Annotated in this window: 24 protein-coding genes and 2 tRNA genes; 15 read left to right on the forward strand and 11 right to left on the reverse strand. The window is 70.3% G+C overall.

The window, feature by feature from the left end:
• Nucleotides 1–59: 59 nt before the first annotated feature.
• The 5 genes from ND450_RS40620 (at nt 60) to ND450_RS40640 (ending at nt 5,335) form a co-directional block, all read left to right on the forward strand.
• Entirely contained in the window at nt 60–1,430 is a 1,371-nt protein-coding gene (locus ND450_RS40620) for a M36 family metallopeptidase (RefSeq protein ID WP_253323349.1), read from the forward strand.
• Nucleotides 1,431–1,553: 123 nt separating this feature from the next.
• Nucleotides 1,554–2,330: a trypsin-like serine protease gene (locus tag ND450_RS40625; RefSeq protein WP_089917435.1), complete on the forward strand. Its 777-nt coding sequence runs from the start codon at nt 1,554–1,556 to the stop codon at nt 2,328–2,330.
• A gap of 45 nt (nt 2,331–2,375) precedes the next feature.
• The gene (locus tag ND450_RS40630) at nt 2,376–3,089 is read left to right on the forward strand and encodes a PIG-L deacetylase family protein (RefSeq protein WP_253323350.1); all 714 of its coding nucleotides are present in this window, start codon (nt 2,376–2,378) and stop codon (nt 3,087–3,089) included.
• Nucleotides 3,090–3,140: 51 nt separating this feature from the next.
• Nucleotides 3,141–4,349, forward strand: coding sequence for a uroporphyrinogen-III C-methyltransferase (cobA, locus tag ND450_RS40635; RefSeq protein ID WP_253323351.1), 1,209 nt, complete (start codon nt 3,141–3,143; stop codon nt 4,347–4,349).
• Nucleotides 4,350–4,471: 122 nt separating this feature from the next.
• On the forward strand, nt 4,472–5,335 hold the full coding sequence (locus ND450_RS40640) for an RICIN domain-containing protein (protein WP_253323352.1): 864 nt from the start codon (nt 4,472–4,474) through the stop codon (nt 5,333–5,335).
• Here ND450_RS40640 and ND450_RS40645 read toward each other — a convergent pair.
• The 4 genes from ND450_RS40645 to yaaA form a co-directional block, all read right to left on the reverse strand.
• Entirely contained in the window at nt 5,248–6,474 is a 1,227-nt protein-coding gene (locus tag ND450_RS40645) for an MFS transporter (RefSeq protein WP_253323353.1), read from the reverse strand. The two genes, ND450_RS40640 and ND450_RS40645, sit on opposite strands and share 88 nt — an antisense overlap.
• Nucleotides 6,475–7,071: 597 nt before the next feature.
• Entirely contained in the window at nt 7,072–8,613 is a 1,542-nt protein-coding gene (locus tag ND450_RS40650; protein ID WP_253323354.1) for a DEAD/DEAH box helicase, read from the reverse strand.
• A gap of 232 nt (nt 8,614–8,845) precedes the next feature.
• Nucleotides 8,846–9,814 (reverse strand): serine protein kinase RIO, encoded by a 969-nt coding sequence (locus ND450_RS40655; RefSeq protein ID WP_371927554.1) that lies wholly within the window; start codon nt 9,812–9,814, stop codon nt 8,846–8,848.
• 208 nt (nt 9,815–10,022) lie between these two features.
• Entirely contained in the window at nt 10,023–10,751 is a 729-nt protein-coding gene (gene yaaA / locus ND450_RS40660) for a peroxide stress protein YaaA (protein WP_253323355.1), read from the reverse strand.
• Between the two features lie 60 nt (nt 10,752–10,811).
• Between yaaA and ND450_RS40665 the strand changes: the two genes are divergently transcribed.
• From ND450_RS40665 to ND450_RS40675, 3 genes are all read left to right on the forward strand, one after another.
• Entirely contained in the window at nt 10,812–12,170 is a 1,359-nt protein-coding gene (locus ND450_RS40665; RefSeq protein ID WP_253323356.1) for a hypothetical protein, read from the forward strand.
• A 15-nt stretch (nt 12,171–12,185) separates the two neighbouring features.
• Nucleotides 12,186–12,257, forward strand: a tRNA-Gln gene (locus ND450_RS40670).
• Between the two features lie 6 nt (nt 12,258–12,263).
• A tRNA-OTHER gene (locus ND450_RS40675) sits at nt 12,264–12,335 on the forward strand.
• A gap of 234 nt (nt 12,336–12,569) precedes the next feature.
• On the opposite strand, the gene ND450_RS40680 is transcribed toward ND450_RS40675, so the two are convergent.
• Complete coding sequence (locus ND450_RS40680) at nt 12,570–13,325, reverse strand: cyclopropane-fatty-acyl-phospholipid synthase family protein (protein ID WP_253323357.1); 756 nt, start codon at nt 13,323–13,325, stop codon at nt 12,570–12,572.
• 86 nt (nt 13,326–13,411) lie between these two features.
• Between ND450_RS40680 and ND450_RS40685 the strand changes: the two genes are divergently transcribed.
• Nucleotides 13,412–14,368 (forward strand): GNAT family N-acetyltransferase, encoded by a 957-nt coding sequence (locus tag ND450_RS40685; RefSeq protein ID WP_253323358.1) that lies wholly within the window; start codon nt 13,412–13,414, stop codon nt 14,366–14,368.
• On the opposite strand, the gene ND450_RS40690 is transcribed toward ND450_RS40685, so the two are convergent.
• The gene (locus ND450_RS40690) at nt 14,344–14,724 is read right to left on the reverse strand and encodes a VOC family protein (RefSeq protein WP_253323359.1); all 381 of its coding nucleotides are present in this window, start codon (nt 14,722–14,724) and stop codon (nt 14,344–14,346) included. The two genes, ND450_RS40685 and ND450_RS40690, sit on opposite strands and share 25 nt — an antisense overlap.
• Nucleotides 14,725–14,858: 134 nt before the next feature.
• Between ND450_RS40690 and ND450_RS40695 the strand changes: the two genes are divergently transcribed.
• Entirely contained in the window at nt 14,859–16,604 is a 1,746-nt protein-coding gene (locus ND450_RS40695; RefSeq protein ID WP_253323360.1) for a proline--tRNA ligase, read from the forward strand.
• Between the two features lie 331 nt (nt 16,605–16,935).
• Here ND450_RS40695 and ND450_RS40700 read toward each other — a convergent pair whose 3' ends face one another.
• A complete protein-coding gene (locus ND450_RS40700) occupies nt 16,936–17,919 on the reverse strand; it encodes a hypothetical protein (RefSeq protein WP_253323361.1) in 984 nt (327 codons plus the stop codon).
• Between the two features lie 120 nt (nt 17,920–18,039).
• On the opposite strand from ND450_RS40700, the gene ND450_RS40705 reads away from it, so the two are divergent.
• On the forward strand, nt 18,040–18,999 hold the full coding sequence (locus tag ND450_RS40705; RefSeq protein ID WP_253323362.1) for an ABC transporter permease: 960 nt from the start codon (nt 18,040–18,042) through the stop codon (nt 18,997–18,999).
• Here ND450_RS40705 and ND450_RS40710 read toward each other — a convergent pair.
• Both ND450_RS40710 and ND450_RS40715 read right to left on the reverse strand, forming a co-directional pair.
• A complete protein-coding gene (locus ND450_RS40710; protein WP_253323363.1) occupies nt 18,895–19,302 on the reverse strand; it encodes a YjbQ family protein in 408 nt (135 codons plus the stop codon). The two genes, ND450_RS40705 and ND450_RS40710, sit on opposite strands and share 105 nt — an antisense overlap.
• Before the next feature lie 4 nt (nt 19,303–19,306).
• Nucleotides 19,307–19,864: a sugar O-acetyltransferase gene (locus ND450_RS40715; protein ID WP_253323364.1), complete on the reverse strand. Its 558-nt coding sequence runs from the start codon at nt 19,862–19,864 to the stop codon at nt 19,307–19,309.
• Between the two features lie 23 nt (nt 19,865–19,887).
• Between ND450_RS40715 and ND450_RS40720 the strand changes: the two genes are divergently transcribed.
• The 4 genes from ND450_RS40720 to ND450_RS40735 are packed head-to-tail and all read left to right on the forward strand — an operon-like array spanning nt 19,888 to nt 23,047.
• Nucleotides 19,888–20,841 carry a glycosyltransferase gene (locus ND450_RS40720; protein ID WP_253323365.1) on the forward strand — a complete coding sequence of 318 codons (954 nt, stop codon included), beginning with the start codon at nt 19,888–19,890 and terminating at the stop codon, nt 20,839–20,841.
• Between the two features lie 11 nt (nt 20,842–20,852).
• Complete coding sequence (locus tag ND450_RS40725) at nt 20,853–21,317, forward strand: DUF4442 domain-containing protein (RefSeq protein WP_253323366.1); 465 nt, start codon at nt 20,853–20,855, stop codon at nt 21,315–21,317.
• Nucleotides 21,310–22,263, forward strand: a complete 954-nt coding sequence (locus ND450_RS40730; protein ID WP_253323367.1) for an aminotransferase class V-fold PLP-dependent enzyme — start codon at nt 21,310–21,312, stop codon at nt 22,261–22,263. Before ND450_RS40725 ends, ND450_RS40730 begins: the two co-directional genes overlap by 8 nt.
• 55 nt (nt 22,264–22,318) lie before the next feature.
• The gene (locus ND450_RS40735) at nt 22,319–23,047 is read left to right on the forward strand and encodes a hypothetical protein (RefSeq protein ID WP_253323368.1); all 729 of its coding nucleotides are present in this window, start codon (nt 22,319–22,321) and stop codon (nt 23,045–23,047) included.
• A 13-nt stretch (nt 23,048–23,060) separates the two neighbouring features.
• Here ND450_RS40735 and ND450_RS40740 read toward each other — a convergent pair whose 3' ends face one another.
• Nucleotides 23,061–23,492 (reverse strand): ferritin-like domain-containing protein, encoded by a 432-nt coding sequence (locus ND450_RS40740; protein ID WP_253323369.1) that lies wholly within the window; start codon nt 23,490–23,492, stop codon nt 23,061–23,063.
• Nucleotides 23,489–23,932, reverse strand: coding sequence for a hypothetical protein (locus ND450_RS40745; RefSeq protein ID WP_245786203.1), 444 nt, complete (start codon nt 23,930–23,932; stop codon nt 23,489–23,491). Before ND450_RS40745 ends, ND450_RS40740 begins: the two co-directional genes overlap by 4 nt.
• Nucleotides 23,933–23,983 lie beyond the last annotated feature (51 nt).

A 23,983-nucleotide genomic window follows, 5' to 3' on the forward strand; every position in this document is an offset into this window, starting at 1 on the left:
TTAGCGTCGCCATGCACACGGCCCATCCCTGCACGGGCCCGAAAGCACTGGAGACCGGCATGAGAGCCCGTCGTCTCGTCGCTGTCGCCTGCACCGCCGGCGTCGCGCTGTCCCTGCTGACGATCACCGCCCAGGCCGCCGCGCCCCGGGAAGGCCTGCGCCTGCTCGCCGTTCGCGACTCCCTGACCGCCACGCACACCTGGTACGAGCAGACCTACGACGGCAAACCCGTGCTGGGCGCGTACTACGTCGAGCACGTCGACAAGGCGACCGGCGCGAAGACCGTGGACGACGGCCGTCTCGCCGTGGGATCGGTCGACGTCACGCCCGCCGTCACCGCCGAGGACGCCAAGACGAAGGTCGCCGCGCCGGAGGGGGCGAACCTCAAGGTGTTGCCCGGCACCGGCCTCGTCTACGAGGTGATCTCCGACAGCGGCAAGGGATCCGAGCGCACGCTGGTGCACGCGGAGTCCGGGGCCGTCGTGAAGACCGAGAGCCTGGTCAAGCACGCGAACGGCACCGGCAAGGTGTTCAGCCCGAACCCCGTGGCGTCGCAGCAGAACCAGAACCTCAAGGACGCGAACGACGCCGACTCGGCCGTGCCCGCCGCCGCGTACAAGGCGGTCACGCTGTCCGATCTGGACGGTTCCGGTTACCTCAAGGGCAAGTACGCGACGCTGACCGGCGCCAAGAGCAAGCTCGCGTACAACAAGAGCAACCAGTTCAACTACACCCGCAACAACGACTACTTCGAGCAGGTCAACGCTTACTGGGGTGTGACGGAGGCGCAGAAGTACATCCAGGGCCTCGGGTTCACCAACATCAACAACGAGGCCCAGAAGATCACCACGCTCGGCCTGACCGAGGACAACTCGTTCTACGACCCGAGCAAGGACCAGATCACGTTCGGCACGGGTGGCGTGGACGACGCCGAGGACGTCGAGGTGGTGTGGCACGAACTGGGCCACGCGATCCAGGACGCCCAGGTGCCGGGCTTCGGCTCGTCGCTCGACGGCGGCTCGATCGGCGAGGGCTTCGGCGACTGGTGGGCGTTGATCATGTCCTCCCGCGACGCCCAGGACACGGCCACGACGCCGTTGGCGTGCATCATGGACTGGGACGCGACGGCGTACACGACCGAGACGCCGCACTGCCTGCGCCGCACCGACACGAACCTGACGGTGAGCCAGCGCCAGAACGAGGTGCACTTCGACGGCCAGATCTGGTCGCGGGCCCTCTTCGACGTCTACAAGGCGTTCGGGCGGGACAAGTCGGCGAAGATCGTGCTGGAGTCGCAGTTCTCCTACTCGCCGTCGACCACCTTCGAGGCGGCGGCGAACGCGACCGTCGCCACCGCGAAGAAGCTCTACGGTGACGCGGACGCCGCCACCGTCGCAGCCGCCTTCAAGGCGCGGGGAATTCTCAAGTAGTCAATTGTGAAGTCGGACATGTCCGACTAATGGCGGTTACGCCGCCGAATCTCCGCCCATGACGCTGTGTGTGCCGTTACTTCACACCCTGCACACACAGCGTCATAGGGAAGGACTGGCAACATGGCGAAAACCCTGCATCGCCTGATCGTGTCCGTCGTTGTGTCCGCTCTCGCGAGCATCTTCTTCGTCGCCCCCGCCGCGAATGCGGGCGACGTCTCGCCGATGATCGTCGGCGGTACGCGGGCGAGCACCTCGACGTACCCCTGGGTGGTCTACCTGGCCTCGACCTCCGGTTCCCAGTTCTGCGGTGGAACGCTGGTGAAGGCCAACAAGGTCGTCACCGCGGCGCACTGCGTCTCGGGCCGGTCCGCGTCCAGCACCCGAGTGGTGCACGGGCGTGACGACAAGCAGAGCACCGCGGGCACGGTCGCGAGCGTCACCCGGATCTGGGTGCACCCGAGCTACCGCAGCGCGACCTCCGGCTTCGACGTGGCCGTGCTGACGCTCGACCGCAACATCAGCTCGGCGACCCTGCCGCTGGCCACGCCGTCCGACACCGCGCTGTACGCGGCGGGCAACTCGGCGCTGATCCTCGGCTGGGGCACCACCTCCTCGGGTGGTTCCGCGTCGCGCTACCTGCTCAAGGCCAACGTGCCGCTGACGTCCGACGCGACCTGCCGCACCGCGTACCCGCAGTACAGCAACACCTCGATGGTGTGCGCGGGCTTCCCGCAGGGTGGTGTCGACACCTGCCAGGGCGACTCCGGTGGCCCGCTGGTCTACGGCGGCAAGCTCATCGGTGACACGTCGTGGGGCCGCGGCTGCGCCGGTGCCGGCTACCCCGGCGTGTACGGCCGCATCGCGACCTACTACGACGTGATCACCGCTCAGCTCTGACCAAGTCTGTTGCAGGGTGCGTGCTCCGGCGCGCACCCTGCACGCATGTCTGATCTGCAACCTGTGCCCGAGGACTGGTCGAGCGCGCTGGTCGTCGTCGCTCATCCCGATGACATGGAGTACGGCGGTGCGGGCGCCATCGCGCGTTGGACCGCTCAGGGCAAGAACATCACGTACCTCCTCGCGTGCCGTGGTGAGAACGGCATCGACTCGATGGACCCGGCTGTCTGCGCGCCGGTGCGGGTCGAGGAGCAGATCGCGTCCTGCGCGGCTGTGGGCGTGACCGTCGTCGAGTTCCTGGACCACCCGGACGGCACGATCGAGTACGGCCTGCCGCTGCGGCGCGACATCGCGGCCGCCATCCGCCGGCACCGGCCGGAGTTCGTGATCACCGGCAACTACCGCGAGACGTGGCCCGGCGGTGGGCTGAACATGGCCGACCACATCGCCGTCGGGCGTGCGGCCGTCGACGCGGTCCGCGACGCGGGCAACCGGTGGATCTTCCCGGAACTCGGGCTGGAGAAGTGGGAAGGCGTCAAGTACGTGGCGGCGGCGTCCTCGCCGTTGGCGACGCACGCCGTGGACATCACCGACTCGTTCGACGCTTCCGTGGCCTCGCTACGCGCGCACAAGGCGTATCTGGAGGCGTTGAGCGGCGACATGGCCGATCCGGAGCCGTTCCTCCGTTCGATGGCGGAAGCGGTCGGACAGCGCTTCGGGGGAGTCCTCGCCACCTCTTTCGAGCTGCTGGAGCTGTGACCATGTTCCCTTCGGCTGGACACGGCGGGTCCCGTGTGGATGCTTCTACGCATGCCCTTTGAACAGCACTACCTGGCCGGCCTCGACCTCCGTGGCCGGCGCGTCCTCGTGGTCGGCGGAGGCACGGTCGCGCAGCGCCGTCTGCCCCGCCTGATCGCGTCCGGCGCCGTCGTCGATCTCGTGTCGCCGTCCGTCACCCCCGCCGTGCAGGGCATGGTCGACGCGGGGGAGCTGACCTGGCACGAGAGGCTGTTCGAGGCCGGTGACGTCGAGGGCGCCTGGTACGTGGTGGCGTGCACGTCCGACATCGAGGTGAACGCACAGATCTCCGAGGAGGCTCTCTCGCAGCGTGTGTTCTGCGTGCGCGCGGACATCGCCGTGGAGGGCACGGCCGTCACGCCCGCGACCGGCATGCACGACGGCATGCTGATCGGTGTGCTCGCGGGAGGTGAGCACCGCCGTTCGGCCTCCGTGCGCGACGGGCTCGTGTCGGCGTTGCGCGACGGCCGCATCGCGGACCAGGCCGCACCTCCTGTCGGCGTCGCCCTGGTCGGTGGCGGCCCCGGCGACCCCGAGCTGATCACCGTGCAGGGCAAGCGTTTGCTGGCGCACGCGGACGTGGTCGTCGCGGACCGCCTGGCCCCGCGCGAGCTGCTGGAGGAACTGCCCGCGCACGTCGAGGTCGTGGACGCGGCGAAGATCCCCTACGGGCGCGCGGCGACGCAGGAGTTCATCAACCAGACGCTGGTCGACCGCGCCAAGGAAGGCAAGTTCGTCGTCCGGCTCAAGGGCGGTGACCCGTACGTCTTCGGCCGGGGCTTCGAGGAGCTCCTCGCGTGCGCCGAGGCCGGCATCCCCGTGACCGTGGTGCCCGGCGTGACGTCAGCGTTCGGTGTACCGGCGTTGGCCGGTGTTCCCGTGACGCACCGAGGCGTGGCACACGAGGTGGTCGTCGTCTCCGGCCACGTGGCGCCAGACGACCCGCGCTCGCTCGTCGACTGGCCGGCGATCGCACGCCTGCAGGGCACCGTCGTGCTGATGATGGCCGTCGAACGAGCCGGTGCGTTCGCCACGGCCCTGATGGAAGGCCGTCCCGGTTCCACGCCCGTCGCCGTGATCCAGGAGGGCAGCACGACCTCGCAGCGCGTCTACCGGTCCACTTTGGACTCGCTCGGCGCCGACGTGAAGGCCTGGGAGGTCCGGCCGCCGGCGATCATCGTGGTGGGCCCGGTGGCCGACATTGCTCCAGCAAATAGTTAGATAAGTTTCTTTACAAAAGCCGCACAACCGGTGGATTCTGCGTTCACGCCGCCACGTCCACCGGTTGTGCGGAGGCACGCATGAAACGCGCCCTGTCTTTGGCGGCAGGAATTGTGCTAGCGGTGTCCGGTTTGGTCGTTTCGACCCCGGCGAACGCGGCATCCCAACAGGTCTTCTGGACCTTCTACGGCTGGTACGACAACACGCCGCCCGGCGGCGACATCGCCTATCCCGGCCTCCACGACACGGCGGGCGGGAAGGGCACGTGGTCCGACCCGATCACGTTCGCCACGTCCAGCAAGGAGGCCAAGCCGGGCACGAAGATCTACTTCCCGAGGGTGAAGAAGTACTTCGTCATGGAGGACTCCTGTTCCTCGTGCGAGCAGGACTGGAACGGCAACGGCCCCAACGGCGGTCCCAAGCTCTGGCACTTCGACGCGTGGATCGGCGGCAAGGGCGGCAACGCCATGAACGCCATCGACTGCGAGGACGCCCTGACGAACTACCACGACGACGGCAAGCCGGTGATGGAGGAGACCATCCTCAACCCGCCGTCGAACCTCACCGTGGACCCGGCGCCGATCTTCAACACCTCGACCGGCGAGTGCTACGGCGGCGCCAAGCCCAAGACCACCAACGGCGAGTACAAGAACGTCTCGACCGGCAAGTGCCTGCAGGGCGGCGCTTCGGGTGCTCAGCTGACGACCGCGACGTGCAACGGGTCGGCGTTGCAGCAGTTCAAGTTCCACGGCGCGTTCATGGAACAGGGCTCGCCCCAGCTGTGCACGACGTTGTCCTCGGGCAAGGTGCTGCTGAAGAAGTGCGACGGCGGCCCGGCGCAGCAGTGGTCCATCAACCCGAACAAGACGATCTCGGACATGCAGTACAACACCAAGTGCTACCGGGACGCGTCCGGGAAGGTGACGGCGGCGTCCTGCTCCGGTTCGGCCGCGCAGTGGACGTTCAAGGCGGCGGCCGCGAAGTGAGCGCGTAGCGGCCTGACGGCCAGGAGCCCGACCGCGGTGCGCAGCGCGACCGCGACGTACCAGGGCGCCAGCAGCCCGAACCGGTCCGCCACCAGCCCGCCCAGCAGCGCGCCGACAGGCTGAACACCCCAGGTGATCAGCGTCTGCGCGCTGCTGACGCGCCCGAGCAACTCCGCGGGCACCGCCCGCTGCCGCAGCGACGAGGTGGCCACACCCCACACCGCCGTGCAGAACGAACTCACCACGGCGAACACGGCGACCGTCGCCAGGTCGTGCGCCACCGTCGCAATTCCCAGCCACATCAGGGGAATCAGCACGACGGTGATCTCCACAGCACGCCTCACCCTGCCCAGAACCCGTTCGGCGAGCAGCGCACCCGCGACACCGCCACACGCGAGCGTGGCCAGCAGCGCCCCGAACCCCGCACCGCCCAGCCCGAGCCGCCGCTCCGCGAACAACACCAGCGTCGCCATGGTCATCGCGATGCACAGGTTCGTAGTCGCACTCACGACCGTGACGGTCCTCAACACCCTGTGCTGCACCAACCACCGCAAGCCTTCGCGTGCCTTCGGCTTCAACGTCGGCTGCCTGCGCTCGGTGCGCATACCGACGACCAGCAACGCCGCGAGACCGAACGTCAACGCGTTGACCCAAAACGGCGCCGCCACCGCCGTAGCGAACAACAACCCGCCCAACGGCGGTCCGGCGAACTTCAGCGCCACCGCCTGAGAGGCGAACAATCTGCCGTTCGCGCGCTCCAGCAGACGGTCGTCCACAGTGGCTTTGATGAGCGGCTGACCCACGGCACGAGGGACGTTCTCGGCCGTGCCGATCAGGAACGCCATGACGTACAGGAACGCGATGTGCGTGCTGTGGAAGGCCGCGAGCACGGCCATGAGCCCGCACTGGACCCACAGCGCGGCCAGGAGGAGGCGTCGGCCGTCGTACCGGTCGGCCGCCGCGCCGGCGGGAAGGGCGGCCAGCAGCCAGGGGAGCGTGCCGAAGAAGCTGACGCCGGCGATGAGCTTCGGGTCCTGGGTGAGCGTGGTGGCGAGCAGGGGGAGTGCCGCCAGGAAGATGCCGTCCCCCAGCGCCGAGATGGCGCTACCGCTCCACAGCAGGTACCAGTTCCGCCCCATGAGGCACCTTATGCGTGGCGACGAGGCCGCCGGCTGGGGGCCGCTCGGTTGTGGTCGCGCTTGGCTGTGCCCGCGTCCGGCCAGGTCCGCGTGGGTCGGGTTCGGGCCGGCTAAGGCCTTGCTCAGCTGTGGCCGCACCTGGCCAAGCTCGCATCCGGCCGAGGCCGCGCCGGTCGAGGCTCCTGCTCAGCTGTAGCCGCGCCCGGCCAACCCGCGTCCAGCCAAGCCTGCGCCGGCCAAGCCCGCGCCAGCCGAGGCCCCGCCCACCCAGGGGGCTGACCACCTGCCTCCACCCAACTTAACGGCGATGCGGGCGTGTCAAGCCACCGCTCACCGATCTGTGGACAACTCGGCCGAGCTAGCCCCGGAATGGTGAAGCAGCATGCCCTCGGGCGGCGTGAAGCGGCGGAACCTCAGCTGGGTGGGCGAGGCCGCCTGCCCAAGCAGGTAGGGCGGTCTCCCGGAACGGCGGAGGCCTTCTGCCGCAAGTTGGTGGGCGGCCTCGGGACCGTCTGCCCCGAGCGGGCAAAGCGGTCCCCGAAACGGCGAAGGCCGCCTCCCCGAACCGGGGAAGCGGCCTTCGACCAAAATCGAACCTCAGTGCTGCGGCGCCCGGCGCGGACGACCCGCGCTGCCGCGCTCGGTCCGCCCGAACGTGCGGCCGCCCTCGGACCGCTCCGCCCGGCGCGGCCCACCGCGGAACTCGCCACCCTCGGTGCGGCGACCCGAACCACCGCGGTACTCACCGCGGCCGCCACCGGCGGCAGGTGCGCCGAACCGGCGACCGCCGCCGCTGCGGCGGGCCGGCTTCTCGCGTTCGACGATCGGCTCGCCGGACGGGGTGCGGGCACCGGTGATGCGGACCAGGTCGTCGTCGCCGGGGCGCACCTTCGTGCTCTCCGGGCGGATGCCCGCGCGTGCGGCCATGCCCTGCACGGCGCGGCGCTGGTCGTGCGTCACCAGGGTGACGACCGTGCCGGACTGGCCTGCGCGTGCCGTGCGGCCCGCTCGGTGCAGGTAGTCCTTCGGGTCGGCCGGCGGGTCGACGTGCACGACGAGCGAGACGTCGTCGACGTGGATGCCGCGCGCGGCCACGTCCGTCGCGATCAGGACGGGCGTGGTGCCCTCGCGGAACTCGCCGAGCACGCGGGTGCGCGCGCTCTGCGCCTTGCCGCCGTGCAGGGCGCCCGCGTGGACGCCGACCGAGCGGAGCTTCTTGGCCAGGCGGTCGACGTGGTGCTTGGTGCGCACGAACATGATCGTGCGGCCCTCGCGCGCGGCCACCTCGGTCACCACGTTCTGCTTGTCCTCGGCGGACACGAGCAGCAGGTGGTGCTCCATGGTCGTGACGCTCGCGGTGGCCGGGGCCACCGAGTGCGTCACCGGGGAGTGCAGGTACTGGCGGACCAGCTTGTCCACGTCGCCGTCGAGCGTCGCGGAGAACAGCAGGCGCTGCCCGTCCTGCGGGGTCAGGTCGAGGATCGCGCGGACCTGCGGCATGAAGCCCATGTCCGCCATCTGGTCGGCCTCGTCCAGCGCGGTGATCTCGACCTCGGACAGGTCGCACGTGCCCTGGCGGACGTGGTCGGACAGCCGGCCCGGCGTGGCGATCAGCAGGTCGACGCCGCGGCGCAGGTGGTCGATCTGACGCGGGAAGGACGTGCCGCCCACGACCACGCGGCACCACAGGCCCAGCGAGCGGGCGTGCGGCATGAGAGCCGTCTCCACCTGCATCGCGAGCTCACGGGTCGGGACGAGGATCAGGCCGCGCGGCTTGTGCGGCAGCGAGCGGCCGCCCGCGAGGCGCGAGAGCATCGCGAGACCGAACGCCAGCGTCTTGCCGGAGCCGGTCTGGCCGCGCCCGAGGATGTCCTTTCCCGACAGCGAGTCGGGAAGGGTGGCCGCCTGGATCGGGAACGGCTCAGTGATTTCGTTGGCGACGAGCGAGCGGATCAGCGCGTCGGCAAGGCCGAGTTCAGCGAACGAGGGCAGCGGGCCTTCCGGCAGCGTGCTCTCGAACGGCTCGGCGACGATCGGTTCCTCGACCCGCGACTGCGGACGCGAGGAATTGCCCTGGCGACCCGAGCGGCGCCGCGGTGACCTGCGGCTTTGTCCGCGCTCGGAACGACCTTCGGACATTGATGGCAAAACAAACCTCCGAGACATGGCACGTCTCAAGGCTGCCCCGCGCTTGCCGCGGTGCCAGTTCACAAGGACGAGCCCGGCGTGGTGGTCACGCCTGAATGAGTGGGTGGACGCACCGGTCAACGGCCGTCAAGCCTTCATCGGTGCTCTTACAGTCTAGCTGATCAACGGCAACCACTCGCGCGCCCGGCAGTGTCGTTGGACACGGCCGGACGCGCAACGTGGGTCAGGCCATACCCGCCACGTCCAGCAGCGTTGCCACCAGCGACGACGGGTCGCCGATCTCCGGCGGCAGGCCGCGCGCGGCGAACCAGCCGCAGATGTTGCGGACGTCGCGGTCCAGGAACTCCACCCCGCGCGGGTTCGCGACGAGGTCGACCACCTGCGGCAGGTCGATCACGACCAGCCTGCCGTCGTGGACCATCAGGTTGTACGCCGAGAGGTCGCCGTGCGTCATGCCCGCCTCCGCGAGCGTCGACAGCGTCGCGACCAGCTGGCGCCACAGGTCGAGCAGCTCGTCCTCGCCGGGACGGGTCTGCGCGAGCCGCGGCGCCGCGTTGCCCTCGGCGTCCCCGATGAACTCCAGCAGCAGCTCGGTACCGCTGCGCTGCACCGGGTACGGCACGGGCGCGCCGATCTGCCACAGCTTGGAGAGCGCGGCGAACTCCGCGACCGCCCACTGCTCGGCGATCAGGTTGCGCCCGAACGCCGTGCGGTTCGCGATCGCCCGCGTCTCACGGGACTTCTTCATGCGCCGACCCTCGAGGTACCCCGCGTCGCGGTGGAACATCCGATGGTCGTTGCTGCGGTAGCGCTTCGCGGCGAGCAGGCTCGTCCTCTCGCCGATGGCGCGTTCGAGCAGGAAGACGTCCGCCTCCTTGCCGGTCTTCACGATGCCCAGCTCGCGGTCCACCGCGGCCAGTTCCGTGATGAGCCAGTTCGGATGCGGTTTCGGGCCCTGCTCCGCGTCGCCCCACGTGGACCAGCGGTCGCCGTCCTCGGGGGTGTCGGCCGAGCTGAGCTGGTCCTCGCGCACTCGCGCGACGCGCAGCTTCTCGGCTTCGGTCATGCGGCCGCGACGCGTGGGTTCCGCGTCGTCGCCGCGCCTGGTGGTGCGCTTTCCCTTGCGCCGCATGGTGTCGTCGGCGCCTTCGAAAGCAGACTCGTAGCGTTCGTAGAGATCGTGCTCGCGCACGGTGGGGTCTCCCAAAAGATGAAGGTGACCGCCCCACTGGCGCTCTGCGATCAAACGGTGCTGATCAGGCGCGAAGGGCGGCTGGACGGGTCGCGAGTGCGGTGCCACGTCCAAAGACAGGCTCTGACATCACGCACCTCCTCGATCCAGCTCCGTTGTCACGCTTCGGGGGAGAGCTTGCCGTGCGGTTCTCGTGCCCGCAACCGAATTAACCCGTGATCAGGTCGGCCGTCTTCGCGCCCGTCGGGACCATCGTCAAACCGGCCTTCTGCGCGAGCTTGACCAGGCCTTTCAGGTCGGTGGGCTCCGAGTTGGACCTCGCGATGGCACGCGCGAGCAGCCCCTTGTGCGCCTTGTTGAAGTGGCTGACGACCTTGCCCTCACTCGTGACCACCCGCACGACCACGGCGTGCGGGATCTTCGCGAGGCTCGAATACGCGCCGGACCGGAGGTCCACGACGAACTCGTCGGCCTCCTTCAGCACGGGCTCCAGCGAGGGCTTCCACAGCGTGCGCAGGCTGCCGTGGCCGGGCAGCGCACTGCCGCCGGACAACCGGTACGCGGGCACCGGATCACCGCCGCGAACCGCTCCGAACAGCGCCGACGCGACCGCGAGCCGCTGGTAGGCACGTTCCTTCTCGGCCTTCTTCAACGACGGGAAGTCGAGGTTGTCGTAGAGCACGCCGGTGTAGCGCAGGAGTGCGGGCGTCGTCTCCGACGTGCGCAGATGGGCGTTGCGGTGCACCTCGTCGACCTGGCGTTCCGAGATGTCGAGCGCTTTGAGGCTCGCCGGGACGTCCTGCGCGAGATCGGCCAGCGCGGACACCAGCTTGTCGCGCACGGGGTTGAGCTCGGGGAACGACAGCGCGTCGAGGTCGAGCGGCGCGCCCTCGCCGCCGATCGCCTTGGTCTCCGACGGGGGAAGCAGCACCAGCACGGTCGAAAGCGTAGGGCAAAGCACGAAAACAGCTGGACAGGGCGTGGTCACCTGGAAGGCGTGGACGCACTCGACCGCCTGTACCGCTCGCTCGACGCCCGGCCGCGCCCCGAGGAGGTGGCCGTCCTCGTGCTGGAGGCGCTGCCGAACCCCACGCGCCGGGAGCGCGCGGTGATCGGCGGTGTCGCGGCGCACGCGTCGCGCTGGCACGGCTTCTCCGGGATGAGCGACGACTACGCCCGCCCGGTCGGTGCCGCGCGTCAGGTCGCCGCGACCCGCCGCCTGTTCGACGTGGACGGTGACCTGGACTGCGACGTGGACGCCGAGAACCCGTTGTCGGTGCTGGAGTTCGCGGCGCTGGCCGGTGCCGGCATCGGCTGGGACGCTTCGCGCACGGACTTCCTCGCGGACCGGCTGAACCGCGAGGCCCGCGCGTCGGCCGGCATCGAACTGTCGAAGAGGCAGTACAACCGCCGCTTCCGCATGCTGCGCAGGCTCTCCGCGAAGGCGGGACGCCTCGGCCGCGCCCAGGAACTGCGCCGCGCGACGCTGCTGGCGTCGGCGGGGTTCGTGGACGTGATCGACCGCGACCGCTTCCGCGCCGATCCGGCCGCCGCCTGCTTCGTCGCGTACTTCACGGCCCGCCGCAAGCTGCGCCGCGAGTTCGGCCTCGCGGGCCGTGAGAACCCGTTCGACCAGGTCGCCGACGTGCTCTTCGCGCGTTGTCGTGTTGCGGCGGACACGGACTGGACGATGATCGCGCTCGCGCACCCGGCCTGGGACGCCCTGCGGCACCTGTCCGCCGACCAGCTGGGCTCGTTGCTGGGCCGGTGGTCGGCGGCGGTGCGGGCACTCGCCTCGGTGCTCGGCGGCTTGTGGCGCGAATCCGATGTGGACCGCACGACAATGATCGTGCGCTCCGGCGTCGACTCGTCCACGTGGAACGCTTACGCAGGCGCCTACAACACGGCCCGCACCGCGTGGATCACCTGCCTGCACGCGGCGGGCCTGACGTCGCTGCTCGCCCCGGCCTGGCCGGGCAAAGCGATGCGCGTGATGGCGGCAGACCTGGCGTGGTGGCATCAGGAAACGGGTGGCGGCCTGCACCCGGACACCGCCGTGTGGGCCGCGCTGCCGTTGCCGTGGGAGGTGCTCGACGGGGTCGCGACGTGCACCCGCGAGGACGTCGAGGCGGCCTGCCGCGCGCACGGCGTGGACCCGGCACGGTCCTGGACCGCGCCGCGGAAGCACTCGTTGGTCGCGCGCTTCCGGCCGACCCCGGAGCTCGTGCACGGCGTGGCGGTGTCGGATCCCTTGTGGGCCATGACGTTGCGGCGTGCCGGGGTGTTCAGCGGCAAGCCGGTGCGGGCCGAGGTGTCCGGCGGACCGGTATTCGGTGGACAGGACGCGCCGGGCTGAGGAGGCTGGGGGCGTTCGGTGGTAGCTCAGTGGTGGAGCGCCCGGCTCTGGACCGGGTGGACGCCGGTTCGAGCCCGGCCCGCCGGACGCCTGGAACGCGTAGCTCAGTGGTAGAGCTCCGGCTCTTTCTCCGGAGGGACGCCGGTTCGAGCCCGGCCGTGTTCCCCGGTGGACGCCTGCGGGGGCAGGTGGTCCGGATGTCCGTGTGCCGCACCCGCTGCGTTGGGCGGTGGGTGCGGCACACGCCCGTCTCGGGTGGGGTGCGGCATGTGCCGTGTGGAGCGTGGTGCTTCGGCCGCGTGTGAGTACGCGGCGCGAGTCGCCACAACCAGGCAGCGCCGTGGCTGCGCGGCTGTGACCCTCACCGCCGCGGCCAGCGTCATCAGGGTTCCAGCGGCGTCAGGGGGCCTGCAGCGTCAGGTACGCCAGGCCCATCGTCTCGCGCCACCCGTGCAGGCGCCATCCGCGTTGCCTGTCGGCCTTCGCCCTGATCTCGGCGGCGTGCTCGGAGTCCGGGTTGGCGCGCAGCCAGCGTTCCCAGGCGATGCCGTGGCCGTTCTCGAACACGTCCCACTCGTCGAGACTCGCCTGTTCGGCGGCCAGCAGGCGGTAGCCGTGCGCGTGGGCCAGGTCGACGAGGTCGGCCAGCGAGCCGTACTGGTCGCGGGGGATCGGCATCGCCGCCAGTTGTGCCTCGGTGGGTTCCCGCTGCCAGAAGCCTTCGCCCAGCAGGAAGCGGCCGCCCGGCTTGAGGAGCTTCTTCGCCTCCGTCAGCGCGTTCACCGTGTGCTGCAACGGGTCTCCGCCCCACACCTGGGTGGCGCCGTTGACGATCACGGCGTCGGCCGGCCTGTCCGGCTGCCACTCGGCCACGTCGGTCACCACCAGGCTGACGCGGTCGGTGAGGCCTCGGGCGGCGGCGTTGGCTTGGGCGTGGGCTATGTCGACGGCGTTGCGGTCGACGCCGGTGCCGGTGGCCGTGGGCGCTGCCTCCAGTGTCCTCAGGAGGAACTCCGCCCAGCCGCAGCCCAGGTCCACGACGTGGGCGTCGTCCAGCGGCAGGAGCGAGCGGATGAGGCGGGCTGCTCGTTCCTCGGACAGCGGTCCGTGGAACGTCACGTCGGCGTACAGCGGTGCTATCTCTGGTGGCGTCATCGCTCGCAGGATGGCCCTGGCGGCACGGTCCGGGCAACGCAATATTCGGTTGTTGGGCCCATCACCTCCCCGTAGCTTCAGTTGGCGTGGAACTCGTGTGGCGCCCGCTCACGACAGCGGACATCCCAGAGGTGGCCGCGCTCTACAACGCGGCCGAGGCGGTCGACGACACCGGCGAGCTGTTGTCCGAAGAGGACTTCGCCGAGTCGTTCCGCGAGGCAGACCTGCCCGGTGGGTCGGTGGCCGTGCTCGCGGGCGAAAGGCTTGCGGCGTACGGGCTTGTCGTGTTGCGCGACAACCCCGTGGGCACGCACCGCGTCCGCCTCGACGGGCTGGTGCACCCCGATTTCCGGCGCCGGGGCATCGGGATGCGGCTCCTGCCGCGTCTCGCGGAGCTCGCGCGGGCGCTCCACGTCTCACGGCATCCAGGTATGCCGCTCACCGCGTGCACCATGGCCGAGAGCCGTTCCGCCGGGCACGTCGCGCTCGTCGAGGAGCTCGGGTTCCAGGCCGACCGCCACTTCCACGAGCTGGAGGTGGCACTGGGCGAGTCACTCGCCCAGGCGCCGATCCCGTCCGGCTACGAGATCGTGCCGTTCTCCGCGGTTCGTGGCGAAGAGGTCCGGCTGGTCTGCAACGCGGCGTTCGCGCGGCACTGGGGTTCGGTCGAGCGCAGCCCCCAGGAATGGGCGGCGTCGTTCACCGACAGCCCGAGGTTCGTTCCCGAGTCCTCCTTCCTGGCGCTCTCACAGGGCGCCGTCGTGGGGTTCGTGCTCGCGCGGCACTACCCGGTCGTCGAGGAGATGACCGGCGTCCGCGAGTTGTGGATCGGCGACGTCGGCACCCTGGACGAGCACCGCGGGCGCGGCGTCGCCTCCGCCCTGCTGAGCCGCACGCTGGCTCAGGCGGGGGAGAAGGGGTACCAGCGCGCGGGGCTCTCCGTGGACACGGCCAACCCGACCGGAGCGCTCGGCCTCTACGAGCGCGCCGGGTTCGGGGTGGCGCGGACCTGGATCGACTACGGGCTGCCGGTCGCGCTCTGAAGCTCTTCGCCGGGCTGGCCGACGCAGAACTGGTTGCCGTCCGGATCGGCGAGCACGGACCACACGAGGCCGGGAACGCTGTGCACGGCGACCTCCGTGGCGCCGAGTGCCGCCAACCGGGCGACCTCCGCCAGGCGGTCGGGAACGTGCGTGTCGAAGTGGACCCTGTTCTTGCCCGGCGTGGCGTCCGGCACCTGCTGGAAGGCGAGCGCCGGCCCGGCCCCGGTGTTCGGCGCGAGCACGATGAACTCACCCCAGTCGTTCTGGATCGTGGTGCCCAGAGCGGCCGTCCAGAACTGCGCGAGCTTGCGCGCGTCGCCCGTGTCGATCGTGATCATGTCAATGGTCAGCGGCATGGGAAGGACGCTACTCAGGGGGTCTGACAATTCTGTCGTCGCAGGTCAGAGCCCACGCAGAGCACCGCGCGCGATTTCGGGGAACGCCCAACCAGTACGCTGTTTCAACTGCCCGTGAACGAGGAGTACCCACCGTGATCACCAGGATGTCGTCGCTGTTCCTGCGCACCCTTCGCGAGGATCCGGCGGACGCCGAAGTGCCCAGCCACAAGCTGCTGGTGCGCGCCGGCTACGTCCGCCGCGTCGCGCCGGGCGGGTACACCTGGCTGCCGCTGGGGCTCAAGGTCCTGCGCAACATCGAGGCCGTCGTCCGCGAGGAGATGGACGCCTTCGGCGCGCAGGAGATCCAGTTCCCCGCGCTGCTGCCCAAGGAGCCCTACGAGGCGACGAACCGGTGGGAGGAGTACGGCCCCAACCTGTTCCGCCTCAAGGACCGCAAGGGCGCCGACTACCTCCTCGGCCCCACGCACGAGGAGATGTTCACCCTCACCGTGAAGGGCGAGTACAGCTCGTACAAGGACTACCCCGTCACGCTGTACCAGATCCAGACCAAGTACCGCGACGAGGCTCGTCCCCGTGCGGGCATCCTGCGCGGCCGCGAGTTCCTGATGAAGGACTCGTACTCGTTCGACCTCACCGACGAGGGCCTGAGCCAGTCCTACAAGGACCACCGCGACGCCTACATCCGCATCTTCGACCGGCTCGGCCTGGAGTACGTGATCGTCTCCGCCACGTCCGGCGCGATGGGCGGCTCGGCGTCGGAGGAGTTCCTCGCCGTCGCCGAGACGGGCGAGGACACGTTCGTGCGCAGCACCGAGTCGGGCTACGCGGCGAACGTCGAGGCCGTCGCGACGCCCGTGCCCGCCGAGCAGTCGATCGACGACAAGCCCGCCGCGCAGGTGCACCACACGCCGGCCACGCCCACCATCGAGACGCTGGTGGACTTCCTCAACGCCAACACCGACCGCAAGTTCACCGCGGCGGACACGTTGAAGAACGTCCTGGTCAAGACCAAGCAGCCCGGCCAGAAGGACTGGGAGCTGCTCGCCGTCGCCGTCCCCGGTGACCGCGAGGTCGACTTCAAGCGCCTCGAGGCGGCGCTGGAGCCCGCCGAGGTCGCGATGGTCGACGAGGCCGACTTCGCCAAGAACTCGTTCCTGGTCAAGGGGTACATCGGTCCGGGCGCGATCCAGGCCAACGGCATCCGCTTCCTCGCCGACCCCCGCGTCGTCAAGGGCACCGCGTGGGTGACCGGCGCCGACAAGGCCGACCACCACGTCGTCGACCTGGTGGTGGGCCGCGACTTCACGCCCGACGGCGTCATCGACGTCGCCGAGGTCCGCGAGGGCGACGCGTCGCCGGACGGCAAGGGGGTGCTGGTCGCCGCGCGGGGCATCGAGATCGGCCACATCTTCCAGCTCGGCCGCAAGTACGCGGACGCGTTCTCGCTCGACGCGCTCGGCCCGGACTCCAAGCCCGTCCGCATCACCATGGGCTCGTACGGCGTCGGCGTCTCGCGGCTCGTCGCGGCGATCGCGGAGCAGTCGCACGACGAGCGCGGCCTGATCTGGCCCCGCAACGTCGCGCCCGCCGACGTCCACGTCGTGGTGGCCGGCAAGGACGAGACGCTGCTGACCGCGGGCGAGGACTTCGCGAAGCAGCTCAGCGCCAAGGGTCTCAAGGTGCTGCTGGACGACCGCAAGGCGAGCCCCGGCGTGAAGTTCGCGGACGCCGAGCTCGTGGGCATCCCGACGATCCTGGTGGTCGGGCGGGGGCTGAAGGACGGCAACGTCGAGGTCAAGGACCGCCGCTCGGGTGAGCGGGTGGAGGTTCCGGTGGCGGAGGCCGTTGAGCACCTGGTGCAGGTCGTCAAGGGCTGAGGTTTTGTGGCGGACGCCGGGTTGCGCTGGGGCGCGGCCCGGCGTTCGGCGTTTGCGGGGGAGTGCGGCCCGTGGGGAGGGCGGCATGGTGAAGGCGCGCGGCGGTGAGCCTGGGAGAGATGGGGTTCGGCGCGGCTTGCGAGGACCGGTGCGGTGGTGCTGCTGGGCGGGTCGCACCGCTTCTGAGGCTGGTGCGGCGGTGCTGTGGGAGACCAGGCGGCCGCACCGCTGGGAAGCCGGCACAGCGGCGCCGCCGCATTTCGGCGTGGGGCAACGGCTCCAGGCCGGGTGGTGGCGTTCGGCCTGGAGCCGCGGTGGCGCGGGTGCCGGGTTACGAGGTCGGGATCAGGGAGTCGACCATCTTCTGGAGGTCGGCCTCCTTCGGCAGGGGCGGGGTGGCGCCGCCTCCGCCGCCCTCCAGGTCGCCGTTCACGGCGAGCACGTGGAGCTTGCTGCTGCCGTTGAGGACCACGACCTTGACCATGCCCTTGCTGGCCAGGCACTTGTTGCCGGTCTGCGTGACGGTGGCGTCGATCTGCACGCCCTCGATGGTGACCTTCTTGCCGTCCTTCTGGGTGTGCTGGATCTTCACCGGCTTGGGCTCGGTCGTGGTGACCTTGGGGTCGCCGCCCGACGAGTAGTACTGCGTGGCGAGGGCCTTGGTGAAGTCGGTGGCCGCCTTGGTGATGTCGCTCTTCGGGAGCAGCGTGCCGCCGTTGGTGCCCTTCGTGAACGGCTTGCCCTCGCAGGTGTAGTCGCCGTAGGTGGTGATGCCGGACAGCGAGATGCCCGGGATGGCCTCGACCGGCACCTTGGCGTCGGCGATGACGTCCCAGGTCTTCGGGACCACGTAGTTGTAGCCGAGCGCCGTCTCGACGCACTGCGTGCCCTCGTTCTTCGGGCACGGGCCGTCGGTCGGCTGCGCGGAGGTGCTGGACGTCGTGGACGTGGTCGGCTGGGCGGTGTTGTCGCCCGAGTTCTGCTTCGAGAGCAGCAGCCACGTGAGGCCGCCGCCCACGAGCAGCACCAGGACCACGGCGCTGATGACCAGCCACAGCGTCTTGTTCTTCTTCGGCGGCTCGTTGTCGAAGCCGCCGTACACGCCGAGGCCGCCGTATCCGCCGTAGCCCTGCTGCGGGAACTGGCCCTGGTCCGGGAAGCCGCCTTGCTGCGGGAAGCCACCGGTCTGCGGGTAGCCCCCGGTCTGGTAGCCGCCCGTGGGGTAGCCGCCGCTCTGGTAGTCACCCTGTTGTTGCTGGCCCCAGCCCTGCTGGTCGTTCCAGCCGCCCTGCCCGCCGCCACCTGGGTACGTCACGGGCGAAACGGTACCTGGTGGGTCTGACAGCGGCTTAATTCATCAAGCGTTGACCTGGCGAAGGCGGCGGGCGTACCGTGCGCGTTAAATTCAACACTTGATGAACTAGGGAGGCGGATGATGCGCACCGCCCTGGTCACCGCCGTCGCAGGCGCGGTGGTGGCCTTTCTGCTGGGACTGCTGACCTTCGGCGTGCAGGCGACCGTGCACCCGCACGACGTCCCGCTCGCCGTCGTCGCACCTCCGCCGGTCGCGGACAGAGTCCAGGCCGCCGACTCGGCCGAGGTCGACGTCAGGGTCGTGTCCGCGGACGAGGCCCGGAACCTCCTGCGGGACAAGGAGGTCTACGGGGTGCTGGAGATCGCGCCCGGCCAGGCGACGATCCGGCTGAACCCCGCCGTCAACCCGTCCGGCACGCAGGTCGCGCAGCAGGTGCTGACCGGCGTCGCGCAGGGCGCGGGGGTGCCGGTCAGGATCGAGACCCAGGCCGTGTCCGCCGCCGAACGCACGGCGCCGCTGGCCGCGAGCGCGTTGCTGTGGGTCGGGGGAATGGTCGCCGGACTGCTGTTCGTGGTGCTGAAGGGCCGCGACCTCAGGTGGCTTTCGGCGACGACCGCCGCGGTCCTCGTCACCTGCTCGACCGCGGGGCTGCTGGCGTGGTGGGGAGTCACGCTGAACGTGCCGACGCTCGCGTTCCTGCTCGCCGTCGCCACGGCGTTCGCGCTGCTGCAGGCCGGGCTGTTCAAGCACCTCGGCGTCCGCGCGATGGGCGTCCTCGGCCTGCTCTACCTGATGGCGCCGGCCGTCGCGGGCCAGGTGCCGGAGCTGCTCAACCCCGTCTACAGGGCGGTCCTGTGGTCGTGGACGCCGTTCCGGTTCTCGGCGGAAGGCCTGCGCAGCCTCCTGTACGACGGGTCCGTGAGCACCGAGTGGTGGGTGTTCGGCGGGATCGCGCTCCTGGGCGTCGTGCTGCTGCTAGCCGGCAAGAAAGCTCAAACGGACAGTGCGGACGGGATTGTCGACGTTGGTGTCGACCAGGCAGATGGACTGCCACGTGCCGAGCGTCAGCACACCGCCTAGAACCGGGATCGTCGCGTAAGGCGGCACCAGCGCGGGCATCACGTGGTCACGGCCGTGGCCGGGGGTGCCGTGCCGGTGCCGCCACTGCACGTCGCGGGGCAGGATGCGCTCCAACGCGGTCAGCAGGTCGTCGTCGCTGCCCGCGCCGGTCTCGATGACGGCGACGCCCGCGGTCGCGTGGGGCACCCACACGTGCAGCAGGCCGTCGCCGTCCTCGCTGTCGAGGAACCGCTGGCAGTCCCGGGTGAGGTCGTACACGACTTCGTCGGAGCCGGTGCGGATCTGGATCTCCTCGCTGCGCATGACCTCAGATCTTACGAACCACCCGTGCGGGATTGCCGACCGCAAGCACGTGAGCAGGCAGATCGCGCGTCACGACGCTACCGGCGCCCACGACCGTGTTGTTGCCGATCGTCACACCGGGACACACGATCACACCGCCGCCGAACCACACCTTGTCGCCGATGGTGATCGGCGCGGTCGTCTCCCAGCCCGCGATGCGCGCGTCGTGGTCCTCCACCGGGTGCTGCGCCGTCAGCAGCTGCACGTTCGGGCCCATCATCACGTGGTCGCCGATGGTCACCGGGCCGCAGTCGAGGATCACGCCGCCGTAGTTCATGAAGCTGTTCGCGCCGACGCGCGTGTTGTAGCCGTACTCGATCTGCAGGCGCTGCAGGAACGTCGTGTTCTCGCCGATCTCCGCCACGAACCCCTTGAGGATCTCGTACATCCCGTCGAGGTCCTCCGGGTCGTGCGCGTTGAACCGCGCCATCTCGCGCCAGCCGCGGCGCCGGTCCGCGTCGAGCTCGGGATCCGCCGGCAGGTAGGGCTCGCCGTTGATCATCTTGTCGCGGTTGGTTCCCATGGGAACTCAGTATCGTCACGGACATGCGCGTGCTCTTCGCCAGCATGGCCACCCCCGGCCACACGTACCCGTTGATCCCGCTGGCGCAGGCGATGCGCAAAGCCGGGCACGAGGTGCACTTCGCGGTCGGCGAGGACATGCACCCGGTGCTCGGGAAGCTCGGGCTGCGGCCGTTCCGGCCAGGACTGGTGTTCGGCGAGATCTACGCCGAGGACATCGCGCAGGAGCTGGAGCGGTTGCTGCCGGACCTCGTGATCGGCGAGTGGGCGGTGCCCGAGGTCGTCTCCGAGGCCCGCCGCCGCGGCTTTCCCGCGCTGTGGCACGGGTTCGGGCGGATGTTCCCCGAGGGCATCGGGCTCGTGCGGCCCACCGGTGGACGGCACCTCGACATCTGCCCGCCCTCGCTGCAGGACCCCGGCTTCCTGAAGGAGGACCGGATCCCGTTGCGGGCCGTGCCGTACTCCCCGCCCGGTCACGTGCCGGACCGCACCGCCGGGAAACTGGTCTACCTCACGCTCGGCACGGCGTTCGGCACGCGGGAACTGCTCGCGGAGGCGGTCGTCGGGCTCGGCAGGCTCACCGAGGCGCAGGTGGTCGTGGCCGCGCCGCACGTCGAGCTCGGGAACCTGCCGCCGAACGTGACGGTCCACCCGTGGCTGCCCCAGGCGGAGGTGCTCCGGTACGCGGACGTCGCCGTGCACCACGGCGGCAGCGGCACGATGCTCGGCGCTCTCGTCGCGGGCGTGCCCCAGGTCGTGCTGCCGCAGGGAGCCGACCAGTCCGGCAATGCCGACGCGCTCGTGGCCGCCGGTGCGGCGTTGCGGCCGGGTGCGTTCAGCGCCGGGCCGATCGTGGACTGCGTGCGGCGGCTGTTCGCCGACTCGTCCTTCCGGGAAGCCGCTGGTCAGATAGCTCGGGAGATACGTCACACGCCGTCGCCGGAAGAAGTTGCGGACAGTCTGGCGGGCGTTGTGTAACACTGTTTTTTATGAAGGCAAGCCGCCTGCGCTTCGGGATGAACCTGTGGCCGCCGTTCCTGTTCGCCGGCATCCGCGTCGAGGAGATCTCCGCGGACTACCGGTACGCGCGTGTGCGGATGCGTCTGCGCCCGTGGAACCGCAACTTCTTCGGCACCCACTTCGGCGGCTCGCTGTTCGCGATGACCGACCCGTTCTGGGTGCTGCTGCTGTTCAACCAGCTCAAGGGCGAGCACGTGGTCTGGGACCAGGCCGGTGAGATCGAGTTCGTGGCCCCCGGTCGCGGCACGGTGCGCGCCGAGTTCCGGCTGACCGACGAGCACGTCGAGCAGGTGCTGGAGCGGACCAGGGGCACCGAGAAGGCCTTGATCTGGTTCGACACGGATGTCGTCGGGCAGGATGGGGCCGTGATCGCACGGGTGAAGAAGCAGGTCTACGCGCGACGCAAGCGCGACAAGCAGCTCGCGCATGCGTGAGGCCTTCGGAGCGGTTTTCGACGTCCAGCCCGGTTACCTGAACACGGCGTCCATCGGGGTGCCTCCGCGGCACGTCGCCGACGCGGTGATGGCCTCGCACGAACGGTGGCGGCGCGGCGAGGACACGTCGTCCACGTTCAACGACGCCGTGGAGACCTCCCGCGAGGGCTTCGGGCGGCTGGTCGGGGTGCCCGCGACTTCGGTCGCCTGTGGAGCCACGGTGTCGCAGTTCGTGTCCCTGGTCGCGCAGTCGCTGCCATCGGGCTCCAAGGTGTACGTCGACCCCGGCGACTTCACCAGCGTCACGCTGCCGTTCGTCGCGGCCGGACACCGGATCGCGTCCACAGTGGACGAGGCGGATCTGGTGGCGCTGAGCCTGGTCCAGTCCTCGGACGGCAGGATCGCGGACCTCGACGCGCTGAAGGCGTCCGGCAAACCGGTGCTGCTGGACGTGTCGCAGGCCGCCGGGTGGATGCCGTTGTCGCTGGCGTGGGCCGACTTCGTCGTCGGCGTGGCCTACAAGTGGCTGATGTCGCCGCGCGGCGCGGCCTGGATGGCGGTGCGTCCGGACCGGATGGAGTTCCTTAAGCCGTTGGCGGCCAACTGGTACAGCACGGGCGAGAACTACGGCACGGAGCTGGTGCTCCGTTCGGACGCACGGCGGTTCGACCTCTCACCGACGTGGTCCTCGCACGTCGGCGCGGCGGTCGCGCTCCCGTGGCTGGCCTCTGTGGACCTCGAAGCCGTGCGCGCGCACTGCGTGGGTCTGACGGATCGCCTCCTGAGCGGACTGGGGCTGCCTCCCAACGGCTCGGCGATCGTCTCGGTCGACACGCCGCCCGCCCAGGGCGTGGTCGCCTCGGTCCGCGCAGGTCGCACGCGGTACGCATGTCACATGTACAACACGATCGAGGACGTTGATCGGGTGCTCGAAGCGCTCAGCTGACTGCCGTCCGTTACCGTGGGTCCTTGTGTCGGAACCACGCCAGTCACCTGAAGAGGTGACCCAGAACCTGCCTCGCTTCCCACCGAGGCCCACCGACACCGCGCCGTTGTACCCGGCCGACGAGCTGATGAAGCTGCAGTCGATCATGGACAACCGCCAGGGGCACGTGCCCGCTCCGCCACCCCCGCCCGTGCGCAAGAGCACGTGGGTGGGCAGGGCGCTGGCACTCGTCGGTGTCGCGGTGGTGTCGGGGCTCGTCTGGTGGGTGCTGCAGCCGTCGGACCCGGTGGACAAGCAGGTCGCCCAGCCGCAGAAGACCGCGGGGGAGTTCGAGTTCACCACCGTGCCCGAGCTCCCGGAGCCGGTGAAGGACAGCGACTGCGCCGCCCACGCGACGAGCCAGACGCAGGCGTTCTTCAAGACCACGCCGTGCCTGCAGCTCACGAGGGCGTTCTACACGGCCACGCTGCCGGACGGCCGCACCGTGTACTCGTCGGTGTCCGTGGTGAAGATGAAGACGGCCGACGAGGCGCGCCAGCTGCGCGAGCTGACCCAGAAGGACGGCACCGGCAACGTCAAGGACCTGGTGCTGGACAAGGCCATCAGCGTCCCGCCGCTGACCACGCTGGCCAACGGCGGGTACGCCTCCGAGCAGCGCGACCAGCTGGTCGTGATCGTCGAGTCCGACTCGCCGAGCAAGGGCGCGGACGCGCTCGCGCACAACAAGGAGATGAAGAAGGTCTCCGCGGACGCGATCAGGCTCGCGTCCTCGTTCGGGAACTGACCGGAGCCGGCGCCTAACCGGAGGCGACACCCGGCATCGTGATGGATGCCGGGGTCGTGCCCGCCGCCTTCCGCCACCGCGTCGCCCGGACGGCCGCGGTCGTCAACGCCTCCAGCGCCGACGTGCGCAGCCCGGGGTCGTCGGTCCGCTCGAGGACCCCGCGCCACGCGGCGCACGTGTCCTGCTCGACGGCCACCAGCGCGGCGAGCGCCGAGGGACCGTCGGACACCGGTGACGGAGGCAGGTAGGCGGCCGCGGGCGGGTTCGGGGTGGCGCTGTGGTCGCGCAGCCACCGCTCGGTCGTGTCCCGGCGGGCCCGGTGCAGGTTCGCGCCCTCCGCGACGGCGGCCGCGGTCTGGTCGCCCAGGAACGCCGACACCAGCCCGTAGGTCCACAACGCCGCGTGCTCGGTGCCGAGCGCGGTCTGGACGGCGTCCACGTTCATCCGAGCACCTCCCGCAGCGACGCGCAGCCGGCGGCCACCGAGCCGACGAGGCCCGCGCGGTAGGAGGGCAGCGAGGCGACGAGGGCCGAGGCCTCGCGGACCGCCTCGTCGAGCGACGTGCGCAGGGCCGCCAGCGGGTCCGGCGGCGTGGGAGGCGCGGTGGGCGCGGGCGGGGCCGTGGACGACAGCGGCGGGCGCTCCCGGTCGACCTCGGCCTGCAACAGCGAGGCGTGCGTCCCGCGGGCCTTCGCGATCTCCGCGGCGGCGGGCACCGCCGTCAGCCCCTCGGCCAGCCTGGCGTCCGCACGGGCCTGCGCGGCCAGGGCCGCCAGCGGGTCCGGAGGCGGTGGCGGCGGCGGTTCTGTGGTGCACGCAACGGCGAGCGGTGCGGCGGCCACCGCGAGCAGCACACGGCGGCGGCTGACCGATTCGGAGATCACGCGACCCATGTTGCCAGCAGCCCTGCGGGTCGGTGGGAGGCGGGCAAACGA

The organism is Lentzea sp. HUAS12, from assembly GCF_024125735.1.
In the GTDB taxonomy this organism is placed as follows: domain Bacteria; phylum Actinomycetota; class Actinomycetes; order Mycobacteriales; family Pseudonocardiaceae; genus Lentzea; species Lentzea albida.

Coding starts and splice junctions, on each gene's coding strand:
- ND450_RS40620 (WP_253323349.1), top strand. CDS start 60: ATGAGAGCCCGTCGTCTCGTCGCTGTCGCCTGCACCGCCGGCGTCGCG.
- ND450_RS40625 (WP_089917435.1), top strand. CDS start 1,554: ATGGCGAAAACCCTGCATCGCCTGATCGTGTCCGTCGTTGTGTCCGCT.
- ND450_RS40630 (WP_253323350.1), top strand. CDS start 2,376: ATGTCTGATCTGCAACCTGTGCCCGAGGACTGGTCGAGCGCGCTGGTC.
- cobA (WP_253323351.1), top strand. CDS start 3,141: ATGCCCTTTGAACAGCACTACCTGGCCGGCCTCGACCTCCGTGGCCGG.
- ND450_RS40645 (WP_253323353.1), bottom strand. CDS start 6,474: ATGGGGCGGAACTGGTACCTGCTGTGGAGCGGTAGCGCCATCTCGGCG.
- ND450_RS40650 (WP_253323354.1), bottom strand. CDS start 8,613: ATGTCCGAAGGTCGTTCCGAGCGCGGACAAAGCCGCAGGTCACCGCGG.
- ND450_RS40680 (WP_253323357.1), bottom strand. CDS start 13,325: ATGACGCCACCAGAGATAGCACCGCTGTACGCCGACGTGACGTTCCAC.
- ND450_RS40690 (WP_253323359.1), bottom strand. CDS start 14,724: ATGCCGCTGACCATTGACATGATCACGATCGACACGGGCGACGCGCGC.
- ND450_RS40705 (WP_253323362.1), top strand. CDS start 18,040: ATGCGCACCGCCCTGGTCACCGCCGTCGCAGGCGCGGTGGTGGCCTTT.
- ND450_RS40710 (WP_253323363.1), bottom strand. CDS start 19,302: ATGCGCAGCGAGGAGATCCAGATCCGCACCGGCTCCGACGAAGTCGTG.
- ND450_RS40715 (WP_253323364.1), bottom strand. CDS start 19,864: ATGGGAACCAACCGCGACAAGATGATCAACGGCGAGCCCTACCTGCCG.
- ND450_RS40720 (WP_253323365.1), top strand. CDS start 19,888: ATGCGCGTGCTCTTCGCCAGCATGGCCACCCCCGGCCACACGTACCCG.
- ND450_RS40725 (WP_253323366.1), top strand. CDS start 20,853: ATGAAGGCAAGCCGCCTGCGCTTCGGGATGAACCTGTGGCCGCCGTTC.
- ND450_RS40730 (WP_253323367.1), top strand. CDS start 21,310: ATGCGTGAGGCCTTCGGAGCGGTTTTCGACGTCCAGCCCGGTTACCTG.
- ND450_RS40740 (WP_253323369.1), bottom strand. CDS start 23,492: ATGAACGTGGACGCCGTCCAGACCGCGCTCGGCACCGAGCACGCGGCG.